This window comes from Microcoleus sp. B4-C2, assembly GCF_036705265.1.
GTDB lineage: Bacteria > Cyanobacteriota > Cyanobacteriia > Cyanobacteriales > Microcoleaceae > Microcoleus.
The window spans coordinates 21,816-47,508 of sequence record NZ_JAUBUB010000049.1 but is presented as its reverse complement, the minus strand read 5'-3'; the positions used below and the strand labels follow the sequence as shown (position 1 = coordinate 47,508).

The 25,693-nt window shown below is 46.1% G+C and carries 23 protein-coding genes; 12 read left to right on the top strand and 11 right to left on the bottom strand.

Annotation, left to right across the window (positions count from 1 at the left end; all coding sequences use genetic code 11):
* Positions 1-142: 142 nt before the first annotated feature.
* Both QUB20_RS15850 and QUB20_RS15845 read right to left on the bottom strand, forming a co-directional pair.
* A complete protein-coding gene (locus tag QUB20_RS15850; RefSeq protein ID WP_333056878.1) occupies positions 143-1,078 on the bottom strand; it encodes an isoaspartyl peptidase/L-asparaginase in 936 nt (311 codons plus the stop codon).
* A gap of 59 nt (positions 1,079-1,137) precedes the next feature.
* Positions 1,138-1,365 carry a hypothetical protein gene (locus QUB20_RS15845; RefSeq protein WP_445299409.1) on the bottom strand — a complete coding sequence of 76 codons (228 nt, stop codon included), beginning with the start codon at positions 1,363-1,365 and terminating at the stop codon, positions 1,138-1,140.
* Positions 1,366-1,469: 104 nt separating this feature from the next.
* On the opposite strand from QUB20_RS15845, the gene QUB20_RS15840 reads away from it, so the two are divergent.
* The 5 genes from QUB20_RS15840 to QUB20_RS15820 all read left to right on the top strand — a co-directional run bounded on the left by QUB20_RS15840 (position 1,470) and on the right by QUB20_RS15820 (position 5,252).
* Positions 1,470-2,426, top strand: coding sequence for an RNA methyltransferase (locus tag QUB20_RS15840; RefSeq protein ID WP_333247142.1), 957 nt, complete (start codon positions 1,470-1,472; stop codon positions 2,424-2,426).
* 201 nt (positions 2,427-2,627) lie between these two features.
* Positions 2,628-2,774, top strand: coding sequence for a hypothetical protein (locus tag QUB20_RS15835; RefSeq protein WP_333291477.1), 147 nt, complete (start codon positions 2,628-2,630; stop codon positions 2,772-2,774).
* A complete protein-coding gene (locus QUB20_RS15830; protein WP_333291475.1) occupies positions 2,725-4,314 on the top strand; it encodes a serine hydrolase in 1,590 nt (529 codons plus the stop codon). The genes QUB20_RS15835 and QUB20_RS15830 overlap by 50 nt, the downstream gene beginning before the upstream one ends.
* A 65-nt stretch (positions 4,315-4,379) precedes the next feature.
* The gene (locus QUB20_RS15825) at positions 4,380-4,781 is read left to right on the top strand and encodes a hypothetical protein (RefSeq protein ID WP_333247138.1); all 402 of its coding nucleotides are present in this window, start codon (positions 4,380-4,382) and stop codon (positions 4,779-4,781) included.
* 6 nt (positions 4,782-4,787) lie between these two features.
* Positions 4,788-5,252 (top strand): hypothetical protein, encoded by a 465-nt coding sequence (locus QUB20_RS15820; RefSeq protein ID WP_333291473.1) that lies wholly within the window; start codon positions 4,788-4,790, stop codon positions 5,250-5,252.
* 694 nt (positions 5,253-5,946) lie between these two features.
* On the opposite strand, the gene obgE is transcribed toward QUB20_RS15820, so the two are convergent.
* The 5 genes from obgE to QUB20_RS15795 all read right to left on the bottom strand — a co-directional run bounded on the left by obgE (position 5,947) and on the right by QUB20_RS15795 (position 12,122).
* Entirely contained in the window at positions 5,947-6,987 is a 1,041-nt protein-coding gene (gene obgE, locus QUB20_RS15815) for a GTPase ObgE (RefSeq protein ID WP_333211907.1), read from the bottom strand.
* Between the two features lie 676 nt (positions 6,988-7,663).
* Positions 7,664-8,560 carry a Mo-dependent nitrogenase C-terminal domain-containing protein gene (locus tag QUB20_RS15810; RefSeq protein ID WP_333247134.1) on the bottom strand — a complete coding sequence of 299 codons (897 nt, stop codon included), beginning with the start codon at positions 8,558-8,560 and terminating at the stop codon, positions 7,664-7,666.
* Positions 8,561-8,981: 421 nt separating this feature from the next.
* Positions 8,982-10,055 carry a class I SAM-dependent methyltransferase gene (locus QUB20_RS15805; RefSeq protein ID WP_333056867.1) on the bottom strand — a complete coding sequence of 358 codons (1,074 nt, stop codon included), beginning with the start codon at positions 10,053-10,055 and terminating at the stop codon, positions 8,982-8,984.
* 386 nt (positions 10,056-10,441) lie between these two features.
* A complete protein-coding gene (locus tag QUB20_RS15800) occupies positions 10,442-11,578 on the bottom strand; it encodes a transposase (protein WP_333247132.1) in 1,137 nt (378 codons plus the stop codon).
* A gap of 232 nt (positions 11,579-11,810) precedes the next feature.
* Entirely contained in the window at positions 11,811-12,122 is a 312-nt protein-coding gene (locus QUB20_RS15795; protein ID WP_333056906.1) for a 30S ribosomal protein PSRP-3, read from the bottom strand.
* 177 nt (positions 12,123-12,299) lie between these two features.
* Between QUB20_RS15795 and QUB20_RS15790 the strand changes: the two genes are divergently transcribed.
* Both QUB20_RS15790 and QUB20_RS15785 read left to right on the top strand, forming a co-directional pair.
* Positions 12,300-13,100 carry a TIGR01548 family HAD-type hydrolase gene (locus QUB20_RS15790; protein ID WP_333247130.1) on the top strand — a complete coding sequence of 267 codons (801 nt, stop codon included), beginning with the start codon at positions 12,300-12,302 and terminating at the stop codon, positions 13,098-13,100.
* Positions 13,101-13,534: 434 nt separating this feature from the next.
* Positions 13,535-13,771, top strand: a complete 237-nt coding sequence (locus QUB20_RS15785; protein ID WP_333242578.1) for a hypothetical protein — start codon at positions 13,535-13,537, stop codon at positions 13,769-13,771.
* Positions 13,772-13,972: 201 nt separating this feature from the next.
* Here the strand turns inward: QUB20_RS15785 and QUB20_RS15780 are convergent, their stop codons facing one another.
* Positions 13,973-14,791, bottom strand: coding sequence for a tetratricopeptide repeat protein (locus tag QUB20_RS15780; RefSeq protein WP_333247127.1), 819 nt, complete (start codon positions 14,789-14,791; stop codon positions 13,973-13,975).
* A gap of 825 nt (positions 14,792-15,616) precedes the next feature.
* Between QUB20_RS15780 and QUB20_RS28725 the strand changes: the two genes are divergently transcribed.
* The 5 genes from QUB20_RS28725 to QUB20_RS15765 all read left to right on the top strand — a co-directional run bounded on the left by QUB20_RS28725 (position 15,617) and on the right by QUB20_RS15765 (position 24,360).
* The gene (locus tag QUB20_RS28725) at positions 15,617-15,952 is read left to right on the top strand and encodes an IS200/IS605 family accessory protein TnpB-related protein (RefSeq protein ID WP_445299408.1); all 336 of its coding nucleotides are present in this window, start codon (positions 15,617-15,619) and stop codon (positions 15,950-15,952) included.
* The gene (locus tag QUB20_RS28720; protein WP_445299407.1) at positions 15,936-16,238 is read left to right on the top strand and encodes a zinc ribbon domain-containing protein; all 303 of its coding nucleotides are present in this window, start codon (positions 15,936-15,938) and stop codon (positions 16,236-16,238) included. The genes QUB20_RS28725 and QUB20_RS28720 overlap by 17 nt, the downstream gene beginning before the upstream one ends.
* A gap of 29 nt (positions 16,239-16,267) precedes the next feature.
* Complete coding sequence (locus tag QUB20_RS15775) at positions 16,268-18,274, top strand: ABC transporter ATP-binding protein (protein ID WP_333247125.1); 2,007 nt, start codon at positions 16,268-16,270, stop codon at positions 18,272-18,274.
* Between the two features lie 635 nt (positions 18,275-18,909).
* Entirely contained in the window at positions 18,910-22,860 is a 3,951-nt protein-coding gene (locus QUB20_RS15770) for a GAF domain-containing protein (RefSeq protein ID WP_333247124.1), read from the top strand.
* A 201-nt stretch (positions 22,861-23,061) separates the two neighbouring features.
* Entirely contained in the window at positions 23,062-24,360 is a 1,299-nt protein-coding gene (locus tag QUB20_RS15765; RefSeq protein ID WP_333247123.1) for a cytochrome P450, read from the top strand.
* A gap of 175 nt (positions 24,361-24,535) precedes the next feature.
* Here QUB20_RS15765 and QUB20_RS15760 read toward each other — a convergent pair whose 3' ends face one another.
* From QUB20_RS15760 to QUB20_RS15750, 3 genes are read right to left on the bottom strand one after another with little or no spacing between them, the layout of a single operon-like run.
* Positions 24,536-24,682 (bottom strand): hypothetical protein, encoded by a 147-nt coding sequence (locus QUB20_RS15760; RefSeq protein ID WP_333291471.1) that lies wholly within the window; start codon positions 24,680-24,682, stop codon positions 24,536-24,538.
* Positions 24,672-25,277, bottom strand: coding sequence for a chorismate lyase (locus QUB20_RS15755; RefSeq protein ID WP_333242593.1), 606 nt, complete (start codon positions 25,275-25,277; stop codon positions 24,672-24,674). Before QUB20_RS15755 ends, QUB20_RS15760 begins: the two co-directional genes overlap by 11 nt.
* A 55-nt stretch (positions 25,278-25,332) precedes the next feature.
* Positions 25,333-25,533 (bottom strand): hypothetical protein, encoded by a 201-nt coding sequence (locus QUB20_RS15750; RefSeq protein ID WP_333291469.1) that lies wholly within the window; start codon positions 25,531-25,533, stop codon positions 25,333-25,335.
* Between the last annotated feature and the right edge of the window lie 160 nt (positions 25,534-25,693).

Here is a 25,693-nt window from a genome sequence, read left to right as displayed (position 1 = left end):
CGTCCCGCCCGTCCAAAAAGGACGGGCGGGACGCCCATCCCACAAACTTGTGGAAGTTATTTAATTCTCATTCCTAACGCAGATCGAACTCCCCGACTTCTTGGAGAAGTCGAGGATCGGAATCACCGATTAAGAACCATTTTTAAGCAATGAAAATCAGCGTTCCCTTGCTCATTTCCAAAGTATCGCCCATTTGCATACCGTTGTGAAAAGCACCCAAAATCACCTCGCTAGTTTTGCCGAAAGCGATCGCCCCGCTAGCATCAATTCCAATTGCGCCAAAATCCCGTTGACGTTCGTCAGCTTCAGCAAAAGAACGCTCAAAAGCAGCTTTCAAACTCAAACCATCCGTTACCCGAATTACAATTCGCGCGGCCAAACACTCGTCCATAATGTGCTCGCCAATTCCCGTACAGCTTACCGCCGCACTCCCTGCCGCGTAATTTCCCGCCGGCATCGCCGAGTCACTAACCCGCCCAATCCGCTCAAAACCCTTGCCACCAGTCGAAGTCCCAGCAGCCAAGCGTCCATGCACATCCAAAGCTACGACTCCGATCGTACCCACACCGGCCGGTTCGGCAACCACGTCAGCCATTGCTTTGCTAAAATTGCCTTGGCGTTCCTGCATCCACTCGTGCAAACGCAAATCCGTCATCGGATCGTAAATCGGCAAGTGAAGTTCTCGCAGCAATTCTGCCGAACCAAAATCAGAGAGAACCCGATCGTCCGAAGTCTGCAAAAATTTAGCAAGTTCGATCGGATTTTGAACGCGAGAAACATTTATCGCCCCGCTGAAACGCTGCATCAAACCGTCCATCAGCGAAGCACTCATCCGAATTTGACCGTCCGACTGCACCACAGAACCAGTACCGGCATTGAATCGCGGGTCATCTTCCAACAATTGGCACCCCCGCACCACTGCATCTACGGCACTTGCACCGTCTTTCAGCAGCGGATAAACTTCCTCCAAAACATCGTAAAGCGATTTCCGCACCGCCTCAATTCCGCCTTTACTGTGTAGAGAACTGCCGGCACCGCCGTGAATAACTAGCTTTGGTTGCACTTGTTGCGATGCCATAATTTATAACCTAATAACCTAAAATTTTTCCTTTGCAATCTTAGCTTTGATCGAGCAACTTACCCTAAATTCTTAATCTTGAGCCGCCAAACGGCGGCGACGACAACGTTCGGAGCAGTATTTGACCTCATCCCAGCAGTCGGCCCATTTTTTGCGCCAAGTAAAAGGTCGATCGCATACCGGGCACATTTTTGTCGGTAAATCAGATTTCGATCGTTGCTTAGCCATGCTAATTTTGACAATAGATTAACTAATTCCCATCTTGTACCATTTTTATGAACAGGCAAGATGCCTGTTCCACAACAAAATTCAATTCTTGTGGAACAGGCATCTTGCCTGTTGCTGAGGAAACGAAACCAACCACTTTCAGCTAAAAATCTCCCTAAATTAAATGCTCGAAACGGCCGACGCCAACATCCGAATAGTTTTAGTCGAACCTGCAGGCCCATTGAATGTCGGTTCTGTTGCCCGCGTCATGAAAAATATGGGTTTGCACCAATTAGTTTTGGTAAATCCCCAATGCGATCATTTAGGGGAAGAAGCCCGACTGATGGCAGTTCGCGCCGCCGACATATTGGAAACGGCGAAAGTAGTCGAGAGTTTGCCCGCTGCTTTGGTTGGGTGTGTCAGAGCGATCGCAACTACAGGGGATGATAGTCGATCGTTGCCAACACAACTAGAAGAACCCGCAGAGGCCTTGCCTTGGCTCCTAGAAGCCCCCAGCGCCCTCATTTTCGGCCGAGAAGACTGCGGCTTGACCAATGCCGAATTAAACCGCGCTCAACGCCTGATCCGCATTCCCAGCAGCGATGCCTACACATCTCTAAATCTCGCCCAAGCCGTCGCTATCTGCTGTTACGAACTATACCGGGAAGAAGGAAGAAGGAAGAAGGAAGAAGGAAGAGGGAAGAGGGAAGAAGGAACAGGGAAGGAAGAAGAAGATGCCTCGTTCCCCGGCTCAGCCGGGGAACGCATATCCAGAGGCTCTGCCTCTTCAATACCCCATGCCACAGATAATTTATCAACTTGTTACCAAGAACAACTTGCCACCCGCCAGACAGAAAATCTCTCAATTCCCCTCGCCAGTGCTCCCTTGGAAAATTTAGAGGGATATTACCAGCAACTAGAAACGCTTTTACTCAAAATAGGATATTTGCAGCAGCACACAGCAGCAAGCCGGATGGAAAAATTTCGGCGTTTGTACAACAGGGCCTATCCGACAGTGGATGAAGTCGCCATGCTGCGGGGCGTCCTCCGCCAAACAGAATGGGCAATCAAAACTTACCCACGAGAGGCAAATTCTGATACTCTGGATAGGGCGTTACCGGAAAATCCAACGGATAGCTAGGAGAAATGCTGATAATTGGGGATGTGATATTGAGGATTTTTTTCACAGAGAACTTTTCTTCACCCACTTGTCACTTTCATAACAGGGTTTCTTGACTAAAAACCAAAGCTTTGCGATAATTTGCGAGCAATAAACCAGGTGGCTGATACCATGCAGCGTCTGGGATAAATCTAAAATCTAAAATCTAAAATCTAAAATTGATTGGCTGACAAGCTGAAAAATCTTAAACTTGAACTTTACATTAGTGATGAAGGAGTAAGACGTGGCAGAGCGGTTTCCCAAAGGATCGATATTATCGGTGATATCCTCGTCGATATCCTCTCCCAACTCCGGCTCAAAGCAGCCTAAGTCCGGCAAAGCAAGTCAGTCTGGCAACTCGGGCCGCCGCCGTCCTCCGCAACCGCAAAACGGCAATTCAGAAATTCGATCGCCCGAACCTGCAACTTTGCCACCGCAACAAAGCCGCGGCAGCAGAATTGGAGCCAATTCTCCCACATCTTCGGAAGAATTTACTACACAAGACTTTTTATCCGATCCTCGATCGGCAATTAACCCCAGAAAACCCAGAACCAGCAAAACTCCGCAGTCGAAGACTCGCCAACCAGGGAAAAAAGGCCTCGCTGCTGTCGATATGTTCCAGTTTCCAGATCCGACTCTGGAGCGGGAAAATGTGAGTTCGATCGCCAGCAATCCCAACACCCAGATCCCAACAGCCACTCCCCCTACCACCCGTGGAAGTCGTCCCACTTCGCCCCCAGTTCGCATTCCAGACACGGTAATCCCCCCAGATGTCAAAAAACCCCCCGTGCCTAAACCGCGTCCGCAAGCGAGCCAGAAACCGGGCAAACGCTCTGCACCTCGGAGCGTGCCGCCGTTGGTGTATGCTACTCGCTTGCTGATTCTGGGAGTTGGGATAGCGGTAATTTGCGGTACGCTGCTGTCGGTGGTAAATGCTGTGAGTCGAGCATCGACTGTAGCGACAGAAGAACAAACCACCACAGGGCAGAACAACCCAGCCGATAGCGCATCTGCGGCACCAGCAGCCCCAGAAGTGCTGCAACTGAATCAAGAATTAGCGGCTTTGAAAACCAAAGTTCAAGTTTTAGCAACAGAAAATCCTAGTTTAACAGCCGGAATATTTCTAGTCGATTTAGATACTGGAAGCTACCTAAATTTTAATGGCGATACTGCTTTTGCTTCAGCTAGCACAATTAAAGTACCAATTTTAGTAGCTTTTTTCCAAGCAGTAGATGAGGGCAAAGTGCAGTTAGATCAGGTGCTGACGCTGAAGTCCGAACACATTGTCGGCGGTTCTGGGGATATGCAAGACCAGGCTCCTGGGAAGAAGTATTCGGCTTTGGAAGTTGCCCAAAAGATGATTGTTGTCAGTGACAATACGGCGACAAATATGATGATTGAGTTGTTGGGAGGTGCTGAGGTTTTGAATCAGCATTTTGCAAATTGGGGTTTGAGTACCACGGTTCTGCGTAATAATTTGCCAGATTTGGAGGGGACTAATACTACCAGTCCGAAGGATTTGATTAATATCATCGCCCAGATCGATCGGGGTAATTTGGTATCGGTGAAATCGCGCGATCGTATTTTGCAAATCATGCGACAAACTAGAAATGATTCTTTGCTGCCGAAAGGTTTAGGCGAAGGTTCAATTATTGCTCACAAAACCGGCAACATTGATACAATTCTTGCGGATGCCGGTATGGTGGATTTGCCGAACGGTAAGCGTTATTTGGTGGCGGTGATGGTGAAGCATTCGCCGGAAACAGAGAAGCCAGCTCAAACATTGATTCGGGAGATTTCTCGGATGAGTTACCGCTATTTGTACGGTGGGGAAACGCCAGCCGATTCAAAAGTTAAAATTAAAAATTGAAAATTCAACCGGGTTTTTTCCGGCTATTGTTGTAGACTTTATCAAACTATAAACCAGTTGGTATTATGAAACTAAACATTCGACTTGCTTGTCTAGTAGCGCTCTCAATTTTAGCTGTGGGAGTCTTCCCTACCTTGAGTAATGCTAATCCTGCTCCTGAATCTGAGACGGACGGCGTGAGAGTGATCAACAATAATATCGAACTCAATCGGGCAAAAAACTTAGCCCGTCAAGCAGCAGAAAGGGCTAATGGTGGTTTAGGCAACTATCGAGCTGAAGCTTCTATGCACGGTATTTCTAGGGAATCGCCTTTTGTAGACAATGGCGATGGAACTTGGACTTTTACTTTTAAGGGTTCCAAGCCTGGTTCGTCTGTCTTTACTGTAGAAACGGTTGTTACGGTTTCCCAAGATGGGAGGGTGAGAGTCGATTACAATGGGCAAATTCGCCAGTTATCTCCATTGTGAACAACTGTGCAAATACCGGGCTATGCAGCTTCAATACCCCGATCGGGATTTAAGCTAACGGCATTTTTTCCCTTTGTTACAATCAAGGGAATTCCCCTCCTCACATCAGCACTAATGCAAATTATCCTAGAAGTTCCCGATATCCTCGGCGAAAAACTACAACAATTGGGCGATCGTCTCCCGGAAGCCCTGGATCGCGCACTTCGGGAACTCGCCCCCGCAGAAACCATCCCCTACCAAGACGATCGCCAAATAGTGGAACTGCTAGCCAGTCAACCCAGCCCAGAAGAAATCCTCGCAATCCGCCCCACACCTGCGTTGCAAGCCCGCATGAGCGAACTGCTCGATCGCAATAAATCCGGCACTATTTCGGCCAGAGAGGAAGTCGAACTCGATCGCTATTTGCTGTTAGAACATTGGGTGCGTTTAGCCAAAGCTCACGCCTACAAACGCTTACAGACAGCAGCATGAGCTATATCAAATGCGTTAGCATTGAAATTATTCATCTCTCTTATCTCTCTCTGTGTTCTCTGCGTCCTCTGCGGTTAAAAATTCCAATCCAACTGGAAACGATATCAATCCCTGATAGGGGTTTAGGTTAATTGCGGCATTCTTGAGCAATCAAGAAAAGCTGAATAATTTTTTATATCAATCCCTGATAGGGGTTTAGGTTAATTGCGGCACAATCAGTCAATTAAATTATAACTTTGTGCAAAATATCAATCCCTGATAGGGGTTTAGGTTAATTGCGGCCGATCGCTCCAGAAGCATTACAGTATTTAGTTTTCAAGGTACTGTTCCGTCAAGCATCCAAAAAATATCATTTCAGGCACCGACCTGTCAAGAGGCAAAATTTTCAACAACCATCAAAGCTATACACAGCAATAATTTCAGCCTTTCCGTGAATCGTTTTTTTCAGCATAGAGGCTCAAACCCTTGCCGCACCAGGCATACAGCCGAAAGATTTGACAATCAAGCATCCAGGATACAAGCCCCAGGATTCATCCGTCCAGAAATAAAAAACCTGTATCCGATAAACCAGCCCCCGAATTTATCCGTGGGGTCAATGCTTCAATCTAAAATCTAAAATCTAAAATCTAAAATCGATTGACCCCCTCAAAAAAACAGCTACCCATTCAGGGAAATTCCCAGAACCGGAAAGCGATTAAACACTCGCCACTGCTAACTGTTCTGCCGCCTCTTTCTCGTTCATCTCGTCGAGTTTTTGCCAAACTTGCTGCATCAATTCATCCAATCCAAGTCTACTAACGGCGGAAATCAACAAAACAGGAGCGCCGCTAATTTCTTTAAGTCGGCTGATTAAATTACCGATTTCTTCGCTTTCGAGGTCGATCGCATCTACCTTATTAAAAGCCAAAATCTGCGGTCGATCGGCTAAACCACGCCTGTAAGCCTTCAATTCTTCCTGAATTGTGACATAATTGGCGATCGGATCTTCATCGGTAATATCGATCAAATGCAGCAACAACCGAGTCCGTTCGATGTGCCGCAAAAACTCGTAACCCAAACCAGCACCTTCGTGAGCCCCCTCAATTAATCCCGGAATATCAGCAAAAACAGTACCGTCGCCGCTGGGTTTTCTGACTACGCCCAAATTCGGGACTAAAGTTGTAAACGGATAATCTGCTATTTTGGGGCGGGCTGCAGATAAAGCTGAAATTAAGGTGGATTTGCCAGCATTGGGCATCCCCAGAATTCCCACTTCAGCTAATAGCTTCAATTCCAAACGCAAAAATTTGTGTTCTCCTTCTTTTCCCGGCATCGCATAATCTGGAGCGCGGTTAGAATTGGTTAGAAAACACTTGTTTCCCAAACCGCCTTTGCCACCTTTGGCTACGCAAAAAGTCTGTCCGGGCGTTACTAAATCTGCTAAGATTGCCTGAGTTTCCGCGTCGTAAACTACTGTACCGCAGGGAACTTCGATCGTGCGATCGTCCCCACCGGCACCGGTCATATTTTTCGGCGCGCCCCGCTTCCCGTCATCGGCTTTAAAAATCCGGTTGTACTGAAAATCTAGCAGCGTTTGCAGGCTTTCCACCGCCACCATATACACGGAACCGCCTTTGCCACCCGTCCCGCCAGAGGGGCCGCCCGCCGGTACATACTTTTCTCTGCGAAAAGCTACCATACCGTCGCCGCCTTTGCCGGCTGCGACTTGAATATCTGCTCGATCGATAAATTGCATAATTTAGTCAGTTGTCAGTTGTCAGTTGTCAGTTGTCATATCATGTCCAATCGAGCGATTAAAAGGGCGGGTTTTTGAGATTGTCAATTATTGGCAAATATTTTTCGTGAACCCGCCCCTACCTTATGAGGGGTAATCGACCGGACATGATATCACTTGTCATTGGTCAATTGTCAATTATTAGTTGTCATTAGTCATTAGTTATTATACCAGATGCAAGTACCATATTCCCCTTTTCCTTTAGTCCGCGTCGGCGGAGGACAGCCAAGTTTAGTCGCGATTTACAGTTGCGGGAAAATTATAATTTTACCAATTTTTAAAAGTAGTTCAGAGCCAGAGATTGTACGTGAGCATTTGTAGGGAAACGGCAATGCCGTGTCCGGCTCCTAAATCGGCGATTTTTAATAATTTGTATAAGCTTGAGGATTGTACCAAAACTTTTATTGAAGTAGTATTATCAAAGCAGATTTGATATTAGCAGGACTTACGCACAAAAACTGCAAAAACCTGGTTTTTCTAATGGGGCGGATGGGTGTAATGATGTTTTTTCGTAGAAAAACCAGGTTTTTGCGTTCAGGACTAATTAGTAGTCATTGGTTAATAGTTACAGTCATTAATCCAAGATTTCACAAGAATGACTACTGACTACTGACTACTGACTAATGACAACTGACTACTAACAATAGGACGATACATCTTCCTTACATTCATCTGCCAAATAGCAGAGAGCTCGAAAGCGCATCCCGACTAACTGTTCGTAAAGCGGGTTAATCTGGCACATCGCCGGAATGTGGACGATTTTGCGACCAAATAACACGACATCTCGCTCAAACGGACACTGGGGCGGAATAATTTTACAGACAAAGTGTGCCACTTTGGGGTCGTGAATTTCCCAGCCGTCAAGCCAGTCTTTGACGGGTTGTAGGACATCTTTGTGGTGAGGTTTAGGTAGCCGAGATGAAAGGGGTGTTCCGGCGACGGGGGCGACATTGGCATCAAAGACTATTTGGCTGCTGGGCCCCTGCGGATCATCGCACTTGCTGTCTTCGATGGTGTGTCGCAGAGCTTCGATCGCCTCTACATTGTGTCCCAAAGCTGTGCAAAACTTAGAGATTACCTCGTCTTCGCTGAGCGAGTAGGTACCGTCTGCCAAAGCTACCATGACTGCTGTCCTCAAAAAATCCTCGCCTTTGGCGGTGTCTTTCCCTAACACAGCGACTAATTCCTCTGGGGCAATAGGTTCAAAACCCTCCTCAAAAGATACCGGGTGTAGTTCATCCTGAGTTAGATTTGCAATCATTTTTTGCTCGTCTTCGTCAAAGTTGCCGTCTGCCCAAGCAATTGTCAGCAATCCCCGCAGCCAAGCAGTAATCTCTTCATTGGTGCAGGAAGATTTAGCGTTACTCATTAGCATTTCCACTTGGATGTACCAGTCAATTTGTTCGTTTACAGCGGACTCAATATTCCCCTCCCAATAATTTTTACTGGTTTTGTCGTCGATCGATGATCTATTTGTGGAAGGTTTGTGCCCGAAGATTGCTCCAAACGCTTGTAGTGGATGTGTTAAAAGCATATTTGTTTCTCAGCAGCATCGCTGACTAGCGAGCTAATCTATTGGCTAATCCTATTCCCTAAAAAGTCATCTATCGAGAGGAATAGGTTTGTTGAATTCATCTTAACTCTAGTTGCACCCATCGAGATGACGATCGAATTTTATGCAAGCCCGATTGCCATTAGCAACCCGATTTTTCGCAAGAAACAAAAGGTTGGCAAGCGTTAAATCTAATCAGGCACTGGGTTTGTCTCCCAGGGGCGATCGAACTTCGCTCTCTTTACATTTTAATATATATTTTTGTGAATTTTTCTGTACTGGCAGCACAATATTAACAGCGAGCAGGGTTTAAGCTGTTGAAATAAAAATATATGAGGAAAATTTGACCGCCGATAAAAGCTTTTGATTGCTGTGTCCGTCTAGAAATAACCGATTTTTTTTTTTAACTTCGGCGACACAAAATCCAGCGCAATTCCATTGGCGGGCGTGCGTTTGCCATCGGGAAGACATCTCGACCGGTGGCCCAACTGGGAAACCAGGGCGTCGGGGGCCAGGCTGCTTCCGGCAGGTGGTGGCGTTCATATTCAAACACCAATTCGTCGGATATTTGGACTAAGGGCAACCCTTCCATTGCAGTGGCGAGTTCTTGGGGCGTAAATAAAGTAGACCAGGAGAGTTGGGCAACTTGTCGCACGAGGGCATCAGGCTGGTAGTCACCGACGGTTAAAAACGTGCTGAACAGCAACAGACCTCCGGGAGACAGAGAATCGCACATTTTAGCCAGGAAAAGCCGTACTTGATCGCTGTCTCGAAAATGTGAGATGACTTCGGCGGCAACTGCCAACTGATAGCGGGCCGGTTTCATCCGCATTAAGGGGTCGAGCACATCGCCTTCAGTTACTGTCACGGGAAGGTTTTCGGCTGTTACTGCTGCTTTCAATTGTTCTGCAAAAGCTGGGGCTAGTTCGATCGCATCTACAGAATAGCCCAATCTCGCCAGGGGCAAGGTATTGCGGCCGGTACCAGCGCCCACGTCCAAAATCCGCACTCGATCGGGCGTGCCCAATTTAGCAGCCGTTGCCATCAATTTTGCATCTGGATGAGAACCGAAAAGCGGAGGTTCTCTGGTGTCTACCCAGCTTTTGTACTGTTCTCCAACACTTGAGGTAGTAACAATCACTTTGCAGGCTAAACCGGTTTGCGGCGGCTGCACTGATTCGTATTGCAGGATCAGCATCGATGCTGTGGAGGTGCGGTAGCCTTGTTCTAACTTGGTGGCTAAAAGCTTGCTGAGTTCGTCTCTGCGGTCTTCGGGCAGGGGTCTGTCGAGAGTGCTAAATAGCTTTTCTATCGACTTGAGATAGTGGCTTAGCATTCCCGGTACGCAGGGGAAAATTAATTCTCCGCGAGCGTTTATGCGAGTATTAATTTTGTATAGGATAGCTTGCTGGAGAATGTCGGGATTTACTACCAGCGGTAGCTGTTCGGTCTGGTTGATTGTACTTTCGGCGCCCATAAATTCCGCGAAGAGGTGATTAGCTGTTAGTTGTTAGTTATTTGTTATTTGTTATTAGTTATTAGTCATTAGTCATAGGGAAGTCCTTTGAGAGCTGACTGTACAATTTAAAAATATAAAAAAGCCGATTTTAGATTTCTTGGGTTTGGTTGCTTAGTATTTTTAAGATTTTAGAAAAGGCGATTTTAGAGCTTTATTTTGCATAAAATCCCAATCTCTAATCTCAAATCTATCGACCAAGCCCAAAACCAGATTAGGTCTGAAAATCGGAGTTAGTATCAAGATAAGCTTTGACACTCCTGGGCCTAAAGGCGTGAGGATTCTTAGTTCAAAGACTGGACTTAAATTAAGAACGTTGCCGCACCTAATCCAGAGGTCTAGTCTCCCTAAGCGTTTACGATCTCTAGGATCGAAGTTCCGACATGACCTGTCGTACCTATCCCGCGATTCAGGATGTTAATTGCAGCATTATGATCTCTATCCATTTCGCATCCACATTTACAAATATGAGTACGAGTGGATAGAGACTTCTTAACGATTTCACCGCAGTTACTACATTCTTGGCTAGTGCAAGCAGGGTTTACTGCAATGGTAATCCGACCAAACACTTTTCCAAAATATTCTAAGAACATTCTGAACTGATACCAAGAAGCATCGCTAATGGACTTTGCCAGACAATGATTTTTAACCATGTTGGACACCCTCAAATCTTCATAGACTACTACATCGTTTGATGTGATTACGCACCTTGCTAACTTGATAGCATGGTCTTTACGTTGCCTACTTATTTTGAGGTGTCGCTTACCTAAAATCACTCTGGCTTTGCGGCGATTTGAGCTCCCTTTTGTTTTCCGACTTACTAAGCGTTGAGCACGTTTTAACTGCACTTCACCCTTACGCAGAAATTTAGGATTAGGAATCATTTCGCCATTTGAATCGGTGTAAAACTCCTTTAGCCCTACATCTAATCCGATAGTTTTCCCTGTTGATGGGGCTAACTCAATTCTGTCTACTTGAATGCAAACTTGAGTGTAATATCCATCTGCTCTTTTAACCAGCCTCACCCGTTTAATCTGCTCTGGCTGATAGAAATTTAGGTCACGAGTGCCTTTTAACTTTAATCTGCCAATCCCGCATTTATCGGTAAAGGTGATAGACTTTCTATCTGCTGAGAGTTTCCAAGAATTGGTCTTGTACTCCACAGAACGGCAGTCTTTTTGGAACTGTGGGAAACCAACTTTTTTCCCTTTAATCCCTTTTTTGACGTTTTCATGGAATCGAGAAATACTAGCCCACGCTCTTTCTGCACTTGCTTGCCGAGCCATTGCGCCTAACTTGTTTGCAAAGTCAAACTCTTTAGCCCAAATAGCACAGTAATTAGAAAGATCGAACCAAGATTTAGCCCCACCATCCATCCACAAGCGAATAGACTTGTTGCGAATGAATTGACAAATTCTAATCGCTTCATCAATCGCTTGAAATTGGTTCGGTTTTGCATAAATCTTAAATTCTAGAGTTAGCATCTTTTTTTCTCCTGTTATTCCTATGATAAAATATCCATCATAGGAATAGATCAATTAATAAAAGTCCCCCTAGAAGAGGGAGGCTCTAGCCCCGAATTTTTGTTAGCGAATTCAAATTTTATCTTTCACGGCGAGGTGGAAAAAGCGTCAAATCCTCTCGCCTTCTCCCCTCTCTCCTTCCCCTCGTTAGCCATAACAGGCAATGTATATGGGTAGCAACTAAAAGCGGGGCTTAGTTGCTGCCGGTAAAAGTCACTAGGGGGAACTTTGACTGAGCTTCAGTCATCGGGCGCCGTCTGCCTTCCTCTTGCCAGTAGTTGATTACTTCTGTGGCTTGGTTGAGGATTTCGACGCGATCGTTATCAGCAATCCAGTGTTTGGCTTCGAGTTCGTTTTTGAGGTCTTCCCACGCATCTTTGCGTGGCCAGAAAAAGTAGGATGTCAGCGGGCTAGTTCCTTTGCCGACAACTTGGTCAACGGCGAGGGCAACATTCTCTTCTAGCCAGAGAACTTTTAAGATGAACTTGGACAAGCAAACCTCCAGGGTTCCGATCGAACTTGTTAAAAATTTCTACAATCGCTAAGCGTAGCACACTCTGTTCGATAATTGGTCATCGGCCATAAAAAGTTTTGTGGCGCGACTGCTTTTAGCGCCACTCAGGGGCTGGAAACCGATAAAATTTGGGTTCTCACCCGCCCTAGGTACAAGGATGGTTAAATTGTGAACAGAGTTATTGTAGTTTTTGACATTGATGGTGTGGTGCGGGATGTGTCGGGTTCCTATCGGCGGGCGATCGCCGATGCGGTGGAAGATTTCACGGCGGGTGCTTTTCGCCCGAATTCTCTCGATATCGACTCTCTGAAGTCTGAGGGAGTGTGGAATAATGACTGGCAGGCGTCTTTCGAGTTAGTTTGCCGTTATTTTGAGGGAATTGGGCGATCGAGAAACGAACTCGCTCTCAACTATGAGGAATTAGTGGCTTTTTTCCAAAGTCGCTATCGCGGGCCCGATGAGAAAAATTGGACTGGTTACATTTGCGACGAACCGTTGTTGTTAAGTCCGGCTTACCTGGAAAATTTAACTGTTGGGGGAGTTGTTTGGGGCTTTTTTAGCGGGGCGATGCGGGATGAAGCTGCTTATGTTTTGTCAGGGAAACTGAGTTTAAATTCCCCGGTGTTGGTGGCGATGGAAGATGCACCGGGAAAACCTGATCCGGCTGGACTTTTCGCGGCAATTGAACAGTTGGAAAACCTGCACGGTTTAGCAAAAAATTTGCCAGTGATTTACGCGGGAGATACTGTTGCGGATATTTACACGGTTGTGAAGGCGCGGGAAGTGCAACCAAATCGGGTTTGGCTGGGGGCTGGAATTTTGCCACCTCATGTTTTGGATGATGCTGTGCGCTGCGAGGCTTATGCTGCAGGGCTGGAAAATGCGGGTGCTGCAGCGGTTTTTAGGAATGTTGAGGAGTTGACGGCTGCGCGGATTTGGGAATTAGTTCTGTTGAGTGTTGAGTGTTGAGTGTTGAGTGTTGGCTGTTGACTGTTGACTGTTGAATCGGGGTCAAAAAAATGAAAATTGCGCGAATTATTTGTTGGCAGCTTGATTCGACTTTGCACCCGACGATGAAGCGCAGATTTGACACCGTATTATTTACCAAGAAATAGACCTCTTGCAAAAGTCAAAAACTCACCCCCCTCAGTCCCCCCTTGCTAAGGGGGGAAGCAAGAAAAATTAGGCTCCCTCCCCGCGACTTCGGGGAGGGTTGGGGAGGGGTCTCAGCATTTTTGCAATAGGTCTAATGTAATTTTGTTAAATAATTTTGCACCTTATCCTATTGACAAGTAAATGTAGTTTTGTTACATTTATTTGTCAATTTTTGCATCTTTGAGTTGACAATATCTGCTGCTGCGGCTTAGTACAGAGTAGAGGTCAATCTCTAGGAGAGTGCCACTATGTTAGTTTCGCGATCGACTGCTAAACAAGCTACGCCGGAAGAAACTCGGCAACTACAAAAGCTCCAAGTCCAAATCGAGCGAGCTGTTGCTAACGGCAAGATATCTAAGCAAGAAATGGAAGACATCAGAAGAGCGATTTGTGCTGACGGAAAAGTTACTGTTGAAGAACTGGAACTATACAGAATGTTGGTGACAGATAGGATTGTTTCTGGAGATGTGGAATACGAGTTTTGAGAAAAAAATCAACGGAGGGAAGGTATTTAAGGAATGAATGTTGAGGAAAGAAGAAACAAGGAAGAAGAAGTTAAATTGTTCTTCAATAGTTTATTTACTGCTAGCTTAGGATGAGATTGGGCAATTTTTTGGAGCATCCCTTTTAGGAACTATACCCCACAATCATCGGGATGCTCGCAATTTTTTATTGGCGTTTTGAGATTATTTTAAGTGCAAGAATTTGTCTAATGCACTGACTGCAAGTGGTGGCCAGCGGCGGGTATTGGCAACCCAATCGAGGTCTTTGTAGCGGGAGTCGAGGCCGATGGCTGCTACCCAATTGCTCTCAGCTTCGCCGCGATTTCCAGCTTCCCAAAGACAGGCGCTGAGGGCGGCTCTCATGTCGGCAAATTGGGGGTATCTGCGGACGATGTTTTTCATGTTGCGAATTGCTTCTTTGGTTTGCCCGTTTTGATAAAGTGCCAGGGCGTGGTTGGCGCGGGCAAAGGCGTATTCGGGGGCTAGTTCAAAGGCTTTGCTGTAGTCGGCAATTGCTTGTTCCCATTGTCCTAAACCTGCTTCGGCGTTGCCTCGGTTGTTATAGGCGGCTGGATCTTGGGAGTCTAATTCTAGTACATGATTGTAGTCGGCGATCGCCTCTTCCCAGCGTCCTAAACCTTCTAAGGCGGTGCCGCGGTTTAGGTAGGGATCGGGGGCGTCGGGTGCTAGTTCGATCGCTCTTTCGTAGTCGGTAATAGCGGCTTGTAGTTTGTTTTGGCTGACTCTAGAATTGCCTCGGTTGCTCCAAGCGGCCGCTTGTGAGGGAAATTTGTCAATGATTTGAGTCCAAAAAGTTTCAGCGGCGGGAAATTTGCCTTCATTTGTAGCTTCAAAAGCTTTTTGAACGAGTTCTCCCAATTCCTGTTGGGGATCGGCGATATCTGTTGGTTGTACTTGTGCGGCAACGGGGGCGATATTTCCCAACCATACTAATCCGGTTACAATTAATACTGTAAAAAATGTGAAAACTGAGCGAATCATCGTTGTTGGTCGTTTAAACTTTACTAAACATATTATTAACCGAATTGGCGGGCGTTGGTTAGAAGATGTTTGAAAAGTCTGGGCGACTTAAGTCGCAGCTACAGGGACAAAACCTGCCTCCGCAGGTTCTAGATTTTGTTTCGTCGGGATAGGCGGACTTTGGTTGGGTAGTTGCGGGTTTAACTGATATCATGTCCGATCGATTGACCATAATATCCCGGCCGGGGCGGGTTTTTGAGATTGTCAATTATTGGCAGATATTGGCAGGTTTACCCGCCCCTTGCAAGCTCCAAGTAGCGCCTGAGCAGTCCATCAAAATTGATGCAACCCTTCAGGCGTTCGCGAGCTGACGGGGTGACAACCTCGTCAAAAGCCCTACCTGTTGCGGATTTCGGCAAGTTGCGGTAAAAAAGATGGGGTAATTTTTGTCAACAAGCCCCATCTGTTAAATATGTTTCCTCAATTTTACCACATCCACCTGCAACACCAACTAAAAACGGACGTATACGTGACGCTTAAAATCTTGGTATATCTTTTGCAATGCCACAAACAAGTTAGTATTGAGTTGCTGGCTTCTTTGATGCCTTATCCCATTTTATTTGAGAGTCTTCGTTGCAGCATACAAAGATTTATTAAATTATCTTGCCTCGACATTAAAAACCTCTGGTTCCCTATTGTTCGATAATTTATAAAAACAAAATTTTCTCGCTCCCAGAGCCTTAAACTTACTGCTGTGATTTGGGTAGGAGTGATATTGCAGTTACTTCTGACACAGATACATTTAGCGGTAAATAAATTACCAAAGTTAGGAATCATTATGCCAAGTTGAGAGCAAATATCCAGCGAAAAGCCAGGAAAGGCTCGCGTTGCACTCGGCGTAGATGTCGAGAATTGTTGAAACGGTTGTCGGGCAAGGAAAAGCGCTTTCAGACTTTGGTAAATCACACTATCAGTCACCGTATCGTAACCAAGGCTAAGAACAAAAATCAAGTTGTCGCTTTGGAAGATTTGACGGGAATTAGGGAGCGCACAAATCAGCAGCCACGCTCGAAAAAAGTGCGGAGACGATTCAATAACTGGGCATTCTTTCAGTTGCGCCAATTCCTAATCTACAAAGCTATAAAGCATAGCGTAAAGATTTTGTTTGGGGAGCCTAGCTAGATATACTAGCAAAATGTGCCACAAGTGCAATCATATTCACCCTGGACGGGGCGAATCTTATAGAATTGGTAAAAAGTTCGCTTGTGACCATTGTGGCTGGAAAGGTGATGCCGACTTAAACGGCAGTAAGAATATTGCTGCTATTGGGGCTTTCGTAAATAAGCCCGAAGGTTCGAGATTGTTTTGCAATGTGCAAGATTATTTCAGGGCGATTGAAAGCCCACACTGTGCCTGTACTCAGGGAGCGTGCTGGGTAATTTACCAGGCCCTGCTACAATCCACTTAGTCTCCCTTTAATTTTTGCCATAGACTTCCATGAGTGAAACCGTCCTAGAAGTTCGCAACCTGCGGGTTCAATTTCAATCTGCGGACGCAGGCGATGCGTCTGCAACCGTCAAAGCGGTTGACGGCATTTCGTTTGAGGTCAAGCGAGGGCAAACTCTGGGCATCGTGGGAGAGTCGGGGTCGGGAAAATCGGTAACATCCCTGGCTGTTATGGGTTTGCTTTCGAGTTCGTCAACGAAAATCGATGGCGAAATTTGGTTTTCTCCGACAAAAGACGGCGTTAGCAATGGGCCTGTGAATCTGCTGGAAATGCCCGACAGGGAAAAACAAACATACCGGGGCAGCCAGATTGCGACGATTTTTCAAGAGCCGATGAGTTCGCTAAATCCTGTTTATACGATCGGATTTCAACTCACCGAAGCCATTTGTTTGCACCAACAGGTGTCGCAGACAGAAGCGCGGCGCCAAGCTGCTTCTCTGCTGCAAGAAGTGAAGCTGCTACCGGGCGACGATGAGCTCAGGCAGCGGTGTTTGGCTTTGCGGCAAGAAGCGGTTCGGGAGGACGATCGCGATTTGATGCAGCTCGTCAACGGCCAAAAACAAGCTATGCTCGATCGCTATCCCCACGAACTATCAGGCGGTCAAATCCAGCGCGTGATGATTGCAATGGCCATTTCTTGCAATCCAACTTTATTAATTGCTGATGAACCTACCACGGCTTTGGACGTAACCGTGCAGGCAACAATCTTAGCTTTGCTGCGCGAGTTGCGGGACTCTAGAGGCATGGCAATGATTTTTATTACCCACGATTTGGGCGTCATTGCTGAAATTGGCGATACGGTGGCGGTGATGTACCGAGGCAAGATTGTTGAGTGCGGTGCGATCGAACAAATTTTCAGCAATCCCCAACATCCTTACACAAAAGGTCTGTTAGCTTGCCGCCCAACTCTCGATCGGCAAAGGCGCCGTTTGCCGACAGTTTCCGATTTTATGGATGTCACCACAAATGCTAGCGGCGAATTAGTAATTGTCGAGAAAAATGCCGATTTAGACGGCGACAACAGTGGGGGAAATCCCGCTTTTGCAACCGGAAAACCGCCTCGGCTGCCGCATATTTCCGGCCCTTTGCTAGCTGTTGATAACTTGCGAGTCGGTTTTCCGGTGCAGGGAATGTTTGGCGAAACTAAACGCTTGTTTATGGCGGTAAACGATATTTCTTTTGAGGTTTATCCGGGCGAGACTTTGGGTTTGGTTGGCGAGTCTGGCTGCGGCAAATCTACTTTGGCGAGGGCTTTGCTGCAATTAATTCCGATCGCCAGCGGTAAAGTGTTTTTTGAAGGTCAAGAAATTACGCCTCCTGCGAAAAGTAGTTCGGCATCGCAGTGGATGGCTAATTACCGGATGAAAAAAGAGTACGATCGCAAATTGCGGTGGCTGCGGCGCGATCTGCAAATTATTTTTCAAGACCCTTTTAGTTCTCTCGATCCGCGCCTAAATGTTGGGGATGCGGTGATGGAACCGATGGTGATTCACCGCTTTGGTAAGAACCACAAAGAACAGCGCGATCGCGCGGCTTATTTGTTGGAGAGAGTAGGTTTAAATCCAGATTTTATGCGGCGCTACCCTCACGAGTTTTCGGGCGGACAGCGGCAGCGAATTTGTATTGCTAGAGCTTTGGCTTTGAATCCTAAGTTTATTATTTGCGATGAGTCGGTTTCGGCATTAGATGTGTCGGTGCAGGCGCAAGTTTTAAATTTGCTGAAGGAGTTGCAAACAGAGTTTGGACTGACTTATATTTTTATTTCTCACGATTTGAGCGTGGTCAAGTTTATGAGCGATCGCGCGATCGTGATGAACAAAGGTAAAATCGAAGAAATTGGCACTGCCGAGCGCATTTACCGCCAACCGCAACAAGCTTACACGCGGCAACTCATAGCTTCTATTCCAGCGGGGAATTTGGAGCGAATTCGGCAACAGCAACTAGGTCGCCAAGCTGCTTGGCCCCCATCGCCTGCAGATGAATCAGAACAAAATTGATATCTAGTGTTTTAAACTCGTATCAATTACCAATTGCCCGTTACCAATTACTAATTAGCCATTGCGCGCGAACATCTCGTGCAAGGAAAAACTGCTACGAAGATTTTTTTCCTTTTATCTTCACAAATCAGCAGTTTATATTTATTTATACTTCATAATTTATGCTCAAATTCAACCTGTTTGAAGTTGACTAATATTCCGGGCTGTTTAACCCACCGCCAGGGCGCTAAACGCAGTATTTTTCTACATCAAACCAAGTTATTTCTACAGGCCAAAAGTGCGGTATAACAGGCTACTATAAGGCGGTAAGCAGATTCAGGCGCAGCCTAGATAATTAGGGTTTGCGTCTAGGACTAGCTAAATTAGGCCAAATGTCCAATGACTAACAACAATATATCGCGTAGTATTATAAGTAAACTCTCTCTCTGAGTCGCAAAAATTAGCAAATGCGTACCCCAGCTAAAAAGAGATTGGTGGCTACTTCCGTAAATACACTTAATTATCTCCTCGTTTTGGGTACATTTACCCAATGATCCAATATTAGAGCTCGCAAAGTAGGAAATATTTATAATATTTAAACATCTTTATTGTAATTTTTAAATCAGCACAACTCAAAGTAACTATAGAGTAAAAGAATGAAACATTCAGTTCAAGTAGGAGAATCCAAAAGCACTAAATTGGTGAAATTCCTGCAATTGTTGTGGACAAAAATTATGGCAGCAGTCACCACAATACAAAAAGCAGAATCTAGAAAGCATTCTGAAAAAAAAATCAGCGTAGCGACGATCGCCCCTGGGAGTTTATTCTCAATTTTGATAATTGTACTGCTGGTGTTAAACGGGTGGCTCGTAGCTGGCAGCGGCGATAATTTCTACCATCGCCAACTCGCCCTGGGATTTTTGGCAATAGCAAATATTGTCTTTTGGGCGGTATCGGCGGGTTCAAAAGCTTCTGCTGTCGCAGCCCAAAACGATCGCCCACCCAGCGAACCCAACGGGGGCGATCGCTTTTTTAGTCTCTCGCTAGATATGCTGTGCGTCATTAGTTTTGACGGTTATATAACACTCATCAACCCAGCAGCAGAAAAAATCCTCGGCTATTCCCCAGGAGAAATGATTGGCAAACTCTTCATTGAATTCGTGCATCCAGACGATCGCGAAACTGCTTTAAAAGAAGCTGAAAGTGTTGCTACGGGGAATAATACCGTTGGGTTTGAAAACCGCTGGCGCCGTCGCAACGGTTCTTACAAGTGGATAGCCTGGACTGCTACGGGTTTCTGCGAGGAAGAATTGATCTATGGTGTCGGGCGCGACATTACCGCTCAAGAACAAGCAGAAGCAGCGCTGCAAGAAAGCCAGCGTTTTCTCGAACAAATTGCCAATGCTACTCCGAATATTCTCTATGTCTACGACGAGATCGAGCAGCGAAATGTGTACAACAACCGCGAAATCAATGTCGCGCTGGGCTATACCGTCGAAGAAGTTCAAAAAATGGGCAGCAGTCTGTTGCCTACCATTATCCACTCTGATGATTTAGCTAAATTTCCAGAATATTTGCAGCAATTGGAAACTGCTCCCGACGGCGAAGTTGGTGAGTACGAATACCGGGTGCGCGACAAAAATGGCTGTTGGCGCTGGCTAGTCAGCCGGGAAATTGTATTTAGCAGAACAGAGGAGGGAAAAATTAAGCAGCGTCTCGGTTCTGCTACGGACATTACAGAGCGAAAAATAGCAGAACAAGCTTTAGCAGAACAATTGAAACTTTCTTTATTCACAGCAGATGTGGGAATTGTTCTAACTCAAAATCAGGGTTTGCGTAGAACTTTGCAATATTGCGCCGATGCAGTTGTGCGCCATTTGGATGTTGCCTTTGCTCGGATTTGGACGTTGAATGAAGACGGAAATGTATTGCAACTGCAAGCAAGCGCGGGGATATATACTCATATTGACGGCGCTCACAGCCGCATTGCTGTCGGCGAGTTCAAGATTGGTTTAATCGCCCTGGAGCGACAACCTCACATCACTAATTCTGTGAAAGAAGATCCCCGAATCCAGGACAAAAAATGGGCCTCACGACAAGGAATGGTGGCTTTTGCTGGATATCCGCTAATTGTTGACAATCAGTTGCTGGGAGTAATAGCGATGTTTGCTCGCCAGGAGTTGAACGAATCAACGCTGATTGCTTTGGCATCAAGTGCCGATACGATCGCCCTGGGAATTAAGCGCAAACAAACAGAAGAAGCTCTCGCCAGACAACAGCAAACTTTGAGAGCAATTATTGACAACGCTCCGATCTGGGTATGGCTGACAAATGCTAGCGGGCGGATGTTATTAATTAACAAAACTTTCTGCGAAGATGTGGCTATACCTGAATCAAGATTTTTAGCAGCATCTCACTATTCCGAAGTTATGGGATTAGAAGCATCTGCTAACTGCATGGCATCTGACGCGCAAGCGTGGAGCCAAGATATTCCCTGTTATGCTGAAGAAGTGCTGCAGCTTGCTGATGGTAAAGAACATTATTTGGAGACAATCAAAACTAAGGTTAAAGATGATTCTGGTAACGCGATCGGCTTAATTGGTTTGGGTTTGGACGTTACAAAACAAAAAGAAGCTCAAAGACAGTTGCAAAAGTCGGAAGCGAGATTCCGCAAATTAGCTGAGCAGGAAGCGCTGCTGAACCAGCTAGCTAGCAATATCCGCCAATCTCTGGATTTAGATACTATTTTGGCGACAACTGTGCAGCAAATTCGCGAGTTGCTCCTGCTCGATCGCTGTCAGTTTATCTGGTATTTACCCGACGCTTCGCCACCGGTTTGGGATGTGAGATACGAGGCAAAGAATGCCGATTTGCCCTCGCGTTTGGGTTTATATCCTGTCGAGCCAACTGCTTCTATCGGTGAGCGGATTGCCAATTTGGAAATAATTCGGATCGACGATGTTGAGGCATTAACCGATCCAGCCGAACGGGAATTTTTAATGTCTGTAGGGCTCAATTCTCTGCTGGACATTCCCCTTCAAACACAGTCGGGTCAAATTGGCACGCTCCTCTGCGGTGCTTGCAGCGGGGTGCGGCTGTGGAGAGACGATGAAGTGGAACTGTTAATGGCAGTAGGAACTCAATTGGCGATCGCCATTAATCAAGCCGAACTTTACGAAAAATCTCGCCTCGCCGCCGCCGAATCAAAAGCAGCAGCAATGCAGCAAAAATTGCTCAACCAGCTAGGCAGTCAAATCCGCGCTTCTCTAGATTTAGATACTATCTTGGCAACAACTGTGCGGCAAATTCGCGACTTGCTGCAACTCGATCGCTGTCTGTTTATGTGGTATACGCCCGAGGCCGAGACGCCCGCTTGGGATGTCGTCCACGAAGCTAAAAATGATGACTTGCTCTCGCTTTTGGGTTATTACCCTGCTGAGGTAACGGGGACACTGGCGCAAAAGATAGCTAATTTGGAAATCTATCAAATAGATGATGTTGCAACTTTTAGCGATCCAGTAGAAAGGGAATTCTTTTTGCAGGTGGGTTACAAGTCTGTCTTGGATTTGCCGGTTAAGAGTGCAGGGGGTTTAACTGGAGTTGTTGGCTGCACTTCTTGCCGCGAGGTGCACAGGTGGACAAAAGACGAAGTGGAGTTGCTATCGGCAATTTGCGATCAATTGTCGATCGCCATCAGTCAATCTGAACTTTACACTAAAAGCGTCGATTCAGCTCGGATAGCGCAAGAACAAGCTGCAAAACTCGAAGTAACTCTGTGCGAACTTAAGCTTGCTCAAACCCAGCTCATTCAAGCAGAAAAAATGTCAAGTCTCGGTCAGATGGTAGCAGGAATCGCCCACGAAATCAATAACCCGGTCACATTTATTTTCGGCAATCTTACCTACACAGAAGAATACGCCAGAAACCTGATGAAACTGGTGCAAATGTATCGAGATGAATACCCGGAACCTTCTCCAGCGATTCAGGAGGAAATAGAAGTTTTAGAGCTGGATTTTGTGCTAGACGACTTGCCGAAAATGCTGTCTTCTATGCAGGTGGGAGCCACTCGCATCCGGGATATCGTGCGGAGTTTGCGGAATTTCTCTCGCCTCGATGAATCTGACATGAAAAAGGTTAACATTCACGAAGGCATCGACAGCACATTGATGATTTTAGAACACCGTCTGAAAGTTCAGCCGGATCGCCCAGCAATTCAACTTGTTAAAGAATACGGGCAATTGCCACGGGTGGAGTGCTACGCCGGACTATTGAATCAGGTGTTTATGAATATTATTGCTAACGCTATTGACGTGTTACAAGAACCGCTCGAAAATCCGGGAATTATCCGCATTCGTACAGAGGTAGAAGGTACTCTCGCTGTGATTAGAATTGCTGATAACGGTGCAGGGATGACAGATCAAGTCAAGCAACGGATATTTGACCCGTTCTATACTACCAAACGGATCGGTTCAGGAACGGGGATGGGTTTAGCGATTTCCCATTCAATTATTGTAGAAAAACATAAAGGTGACATCAAGTGTTTCTCTGTGGTAGGGAAAGGTACTGAATTTATAATCGAGATTCCGATTAAAAGAACAGAAAATTAAATTGGTTTTTCGGCCAAAATACTAAGGTGCATCACTTGGAAAGACCTGATTTTTTTGTACTAACCTTAAGACAGACGCACCCTACAGGCTACACACAGATAAAAGTTATTTTACCAGAAATTTGTCTGCTGCGTATTGCCCACCCTCCAACTAAAATTGATATGATATTAAAAATCTAAAATCTAAAATCTAAAATCTAAAATGGCCTTACCTCCCGGCAGTTTCGGTTTACCCCTAATTGGCGATACCATCAACTTTTTGCAAGATGCCCAATTCGCGAAAAAACGCCAGCAGCAGTACGGAAATATTTTCAAAACCAGCATTTTCGGACAGCCTACAGTTTTCATGTGCGGCCAAGAGGCGAATTTGTTTGTTTTAAGCAATGAAAACCAATATTTTACTGTGACTTGGCCTCCGAGCACGAAAGCGCTTTTAGGGCCGCTTTCCTTAGCGTTGCAAACGGGTGCTAACCACCAAAATCGGCGCAAGTTGCTGTACCAAGCATTTGGGCCGCGAGCTTTAGCCGGCTACATCGGCGGGATGGAAGATATCACTCAGCGCTATTTGGAAAAATGGGCCAAAATGGAAACGCTGACTTGGTATCCCGAACTGAGAAATTATACTTTTGATGTTGCGGGGAAGTTGTTAGTAGGGATTGATAATGGTTCGGAAACGACGCTAGGACATTATTTTGAAACCTTCTCTGATGGTTTATTTTCTATTCCTTTAGATGTACCTTGGACTAAGTTTGGCAAAGCTAAAAATGGCAGAAAGCTGCTGTTGGCAGAACTTGAAAAGATTATTCGCGATCGCCAGCAAGGAACCCCTAGTGACAATGATGCTGTGAGTTTGCTGATTTCGGCTCGCGATGACGAGGGAAATAGTTTGAGTTTGGATGAGTTAAAAGATCAAGTGCTGTTGCTGCTGTTTGCGGGACACGAAACTTTAACTTCGGCGAGCGCCTCTTTTTGCCTTCTGCTAGCTCAAAATCCCGATGTGATGGCAAAAGTCCGCGCCGAACAGCAGCAGTTCCCCGCTACGGAACCCCTAACATTGGAGCAACTCAAACAAATGACCTATTTAGAACAGGTGCTGCAAGAAGTGCTGCGTTTAGTTCCACCGGTGGGAGGTATTTTTCGGACAGTCATTAATGCTTGCGAGTTCGGCGGCTATGAAATTCCCAAGGGCTGGACTGTGCTTTCTCAGATAAATCAAACCCATCAGGATAGTCAACTTTATCCTGAACCCGATCGCTTCGATCCCGATCGATTTAACTCCGAGCGATCGGCTAAACCGTTCAGCTACGTACCCTTTGGCGGCGGTTTGCGAGAATGTTTGGGCAAAGAATTTGCGCGATTAGAGATGAAGTTGTTTGCGGCAAAGATTGTTCGGGAGTTTGAATGGGAGCTTTTACCGGATCAAGATTTGAATTTAATCAGAGTACCGACTCCGCATCCCCGCGACGGTTTGCGAGTCAAATTTCGGCGGAACTATTCTTAAGAACAGGCAAGATGCCTGTTCCACAATCGGGTAAATTTTCTTGTGGGGGGTTGCTCTGAGCAACGCCCTGAAAGCCACAAGATGCCTGTTCCATAATCGGGTGAATTTTCTTGTGGGGAGTAGGGGTTGGGCTTCTAGCCCGCCCTGAAAGCCTTATTGAGAATGGTGCAACATTTCAGTTGAGATTGATATCTTGCACCATTCTCAATAAGCTTTTTATGAACAGGCAAGATGCCTGTTCCACAAAGAGTGAATTTTCTTGTGGAACAGGCCGAAAAGCCTGTTCTTGATAATGGTGCAATATCTCAGTCTCAATCAACATCCAATTGCATCGGCCCCAAATACTTAGTTAAATAAGGAGAAAAAACCTCATAAATCAGAGTCAATGGCTTCCCGTGATGCCAAAACAAATAGTGTCGGCCCCAAAAAGGCCCCGACTGTTCAAAAGCTGACTCCAAAGCCACCGAATTACCGCAATAAATGCCCTGCACATCGCGATACAATTCTGTCCGCAGCCTCGCTAAACTGGCCCAAATTGGCAAAGATTTATTTTGTAAATATTCGTCTACATGACTCGCTTCCCACCAAGAAGTCGCATAGGCCAAGCGCTGTCCCGAAGCAGTCCGCAGCCACACTTGGCGGCGCAGGCGCGGCCCCGGAACCGCGACAATTTGCTGGGGCGCGCCGTCGGCGTCTTCACCAACTAAAGACATATCGATCACATCTACTTCTGTGGGTTCCCCTGTCAGCAGTTGCAGATGACGGGTGGGGGAACCGTCGCCCAGGAGCAGTATTTGCCATGCCGGTGCGAGCTTGGTGTGGGGCAAACCCTTCTGTACTGCGTCTTCGGCTCCTTGCCACAGGGGGTTGAGAGCGTGCCAGGTGCGGCTGTTTTTGGGTGTGAATGTTGCAGTCAAGGGTCTTTACAAAACTTAATTTTTTGTTTATTATAACGCTTCTGCAATCTACAATTTAAATCTGTTTAGAAACGGGCTCTTCGGCCCGTTCCACAATAAAATTGAGTTTGTGTGGAACAGGCATCTTGCCTGTTGTTGAATAAAATTGAGTTTGTGTGGAACAGGCACCTTGCCTGTTGTTGAATAAAATTGAGTTTGTGTGGAACAGGCATCTTGCCTGTTGTTGAATAAAATTGAGTTTATGTGGAACAGGCATCTTGCCTGTTGTTGAATAAAATTGAGTTTGTGTGGAACAGGCATCTTGCCTGTTGTTGAATAAAATTGAGTTTGTGTGGAACAGGCATCTTGCCTGTTGCTAAGCGAGAATGGTGCAACATCTCAGTTAAATCCGCTACCCAATCTGTTGCCGAACTTCC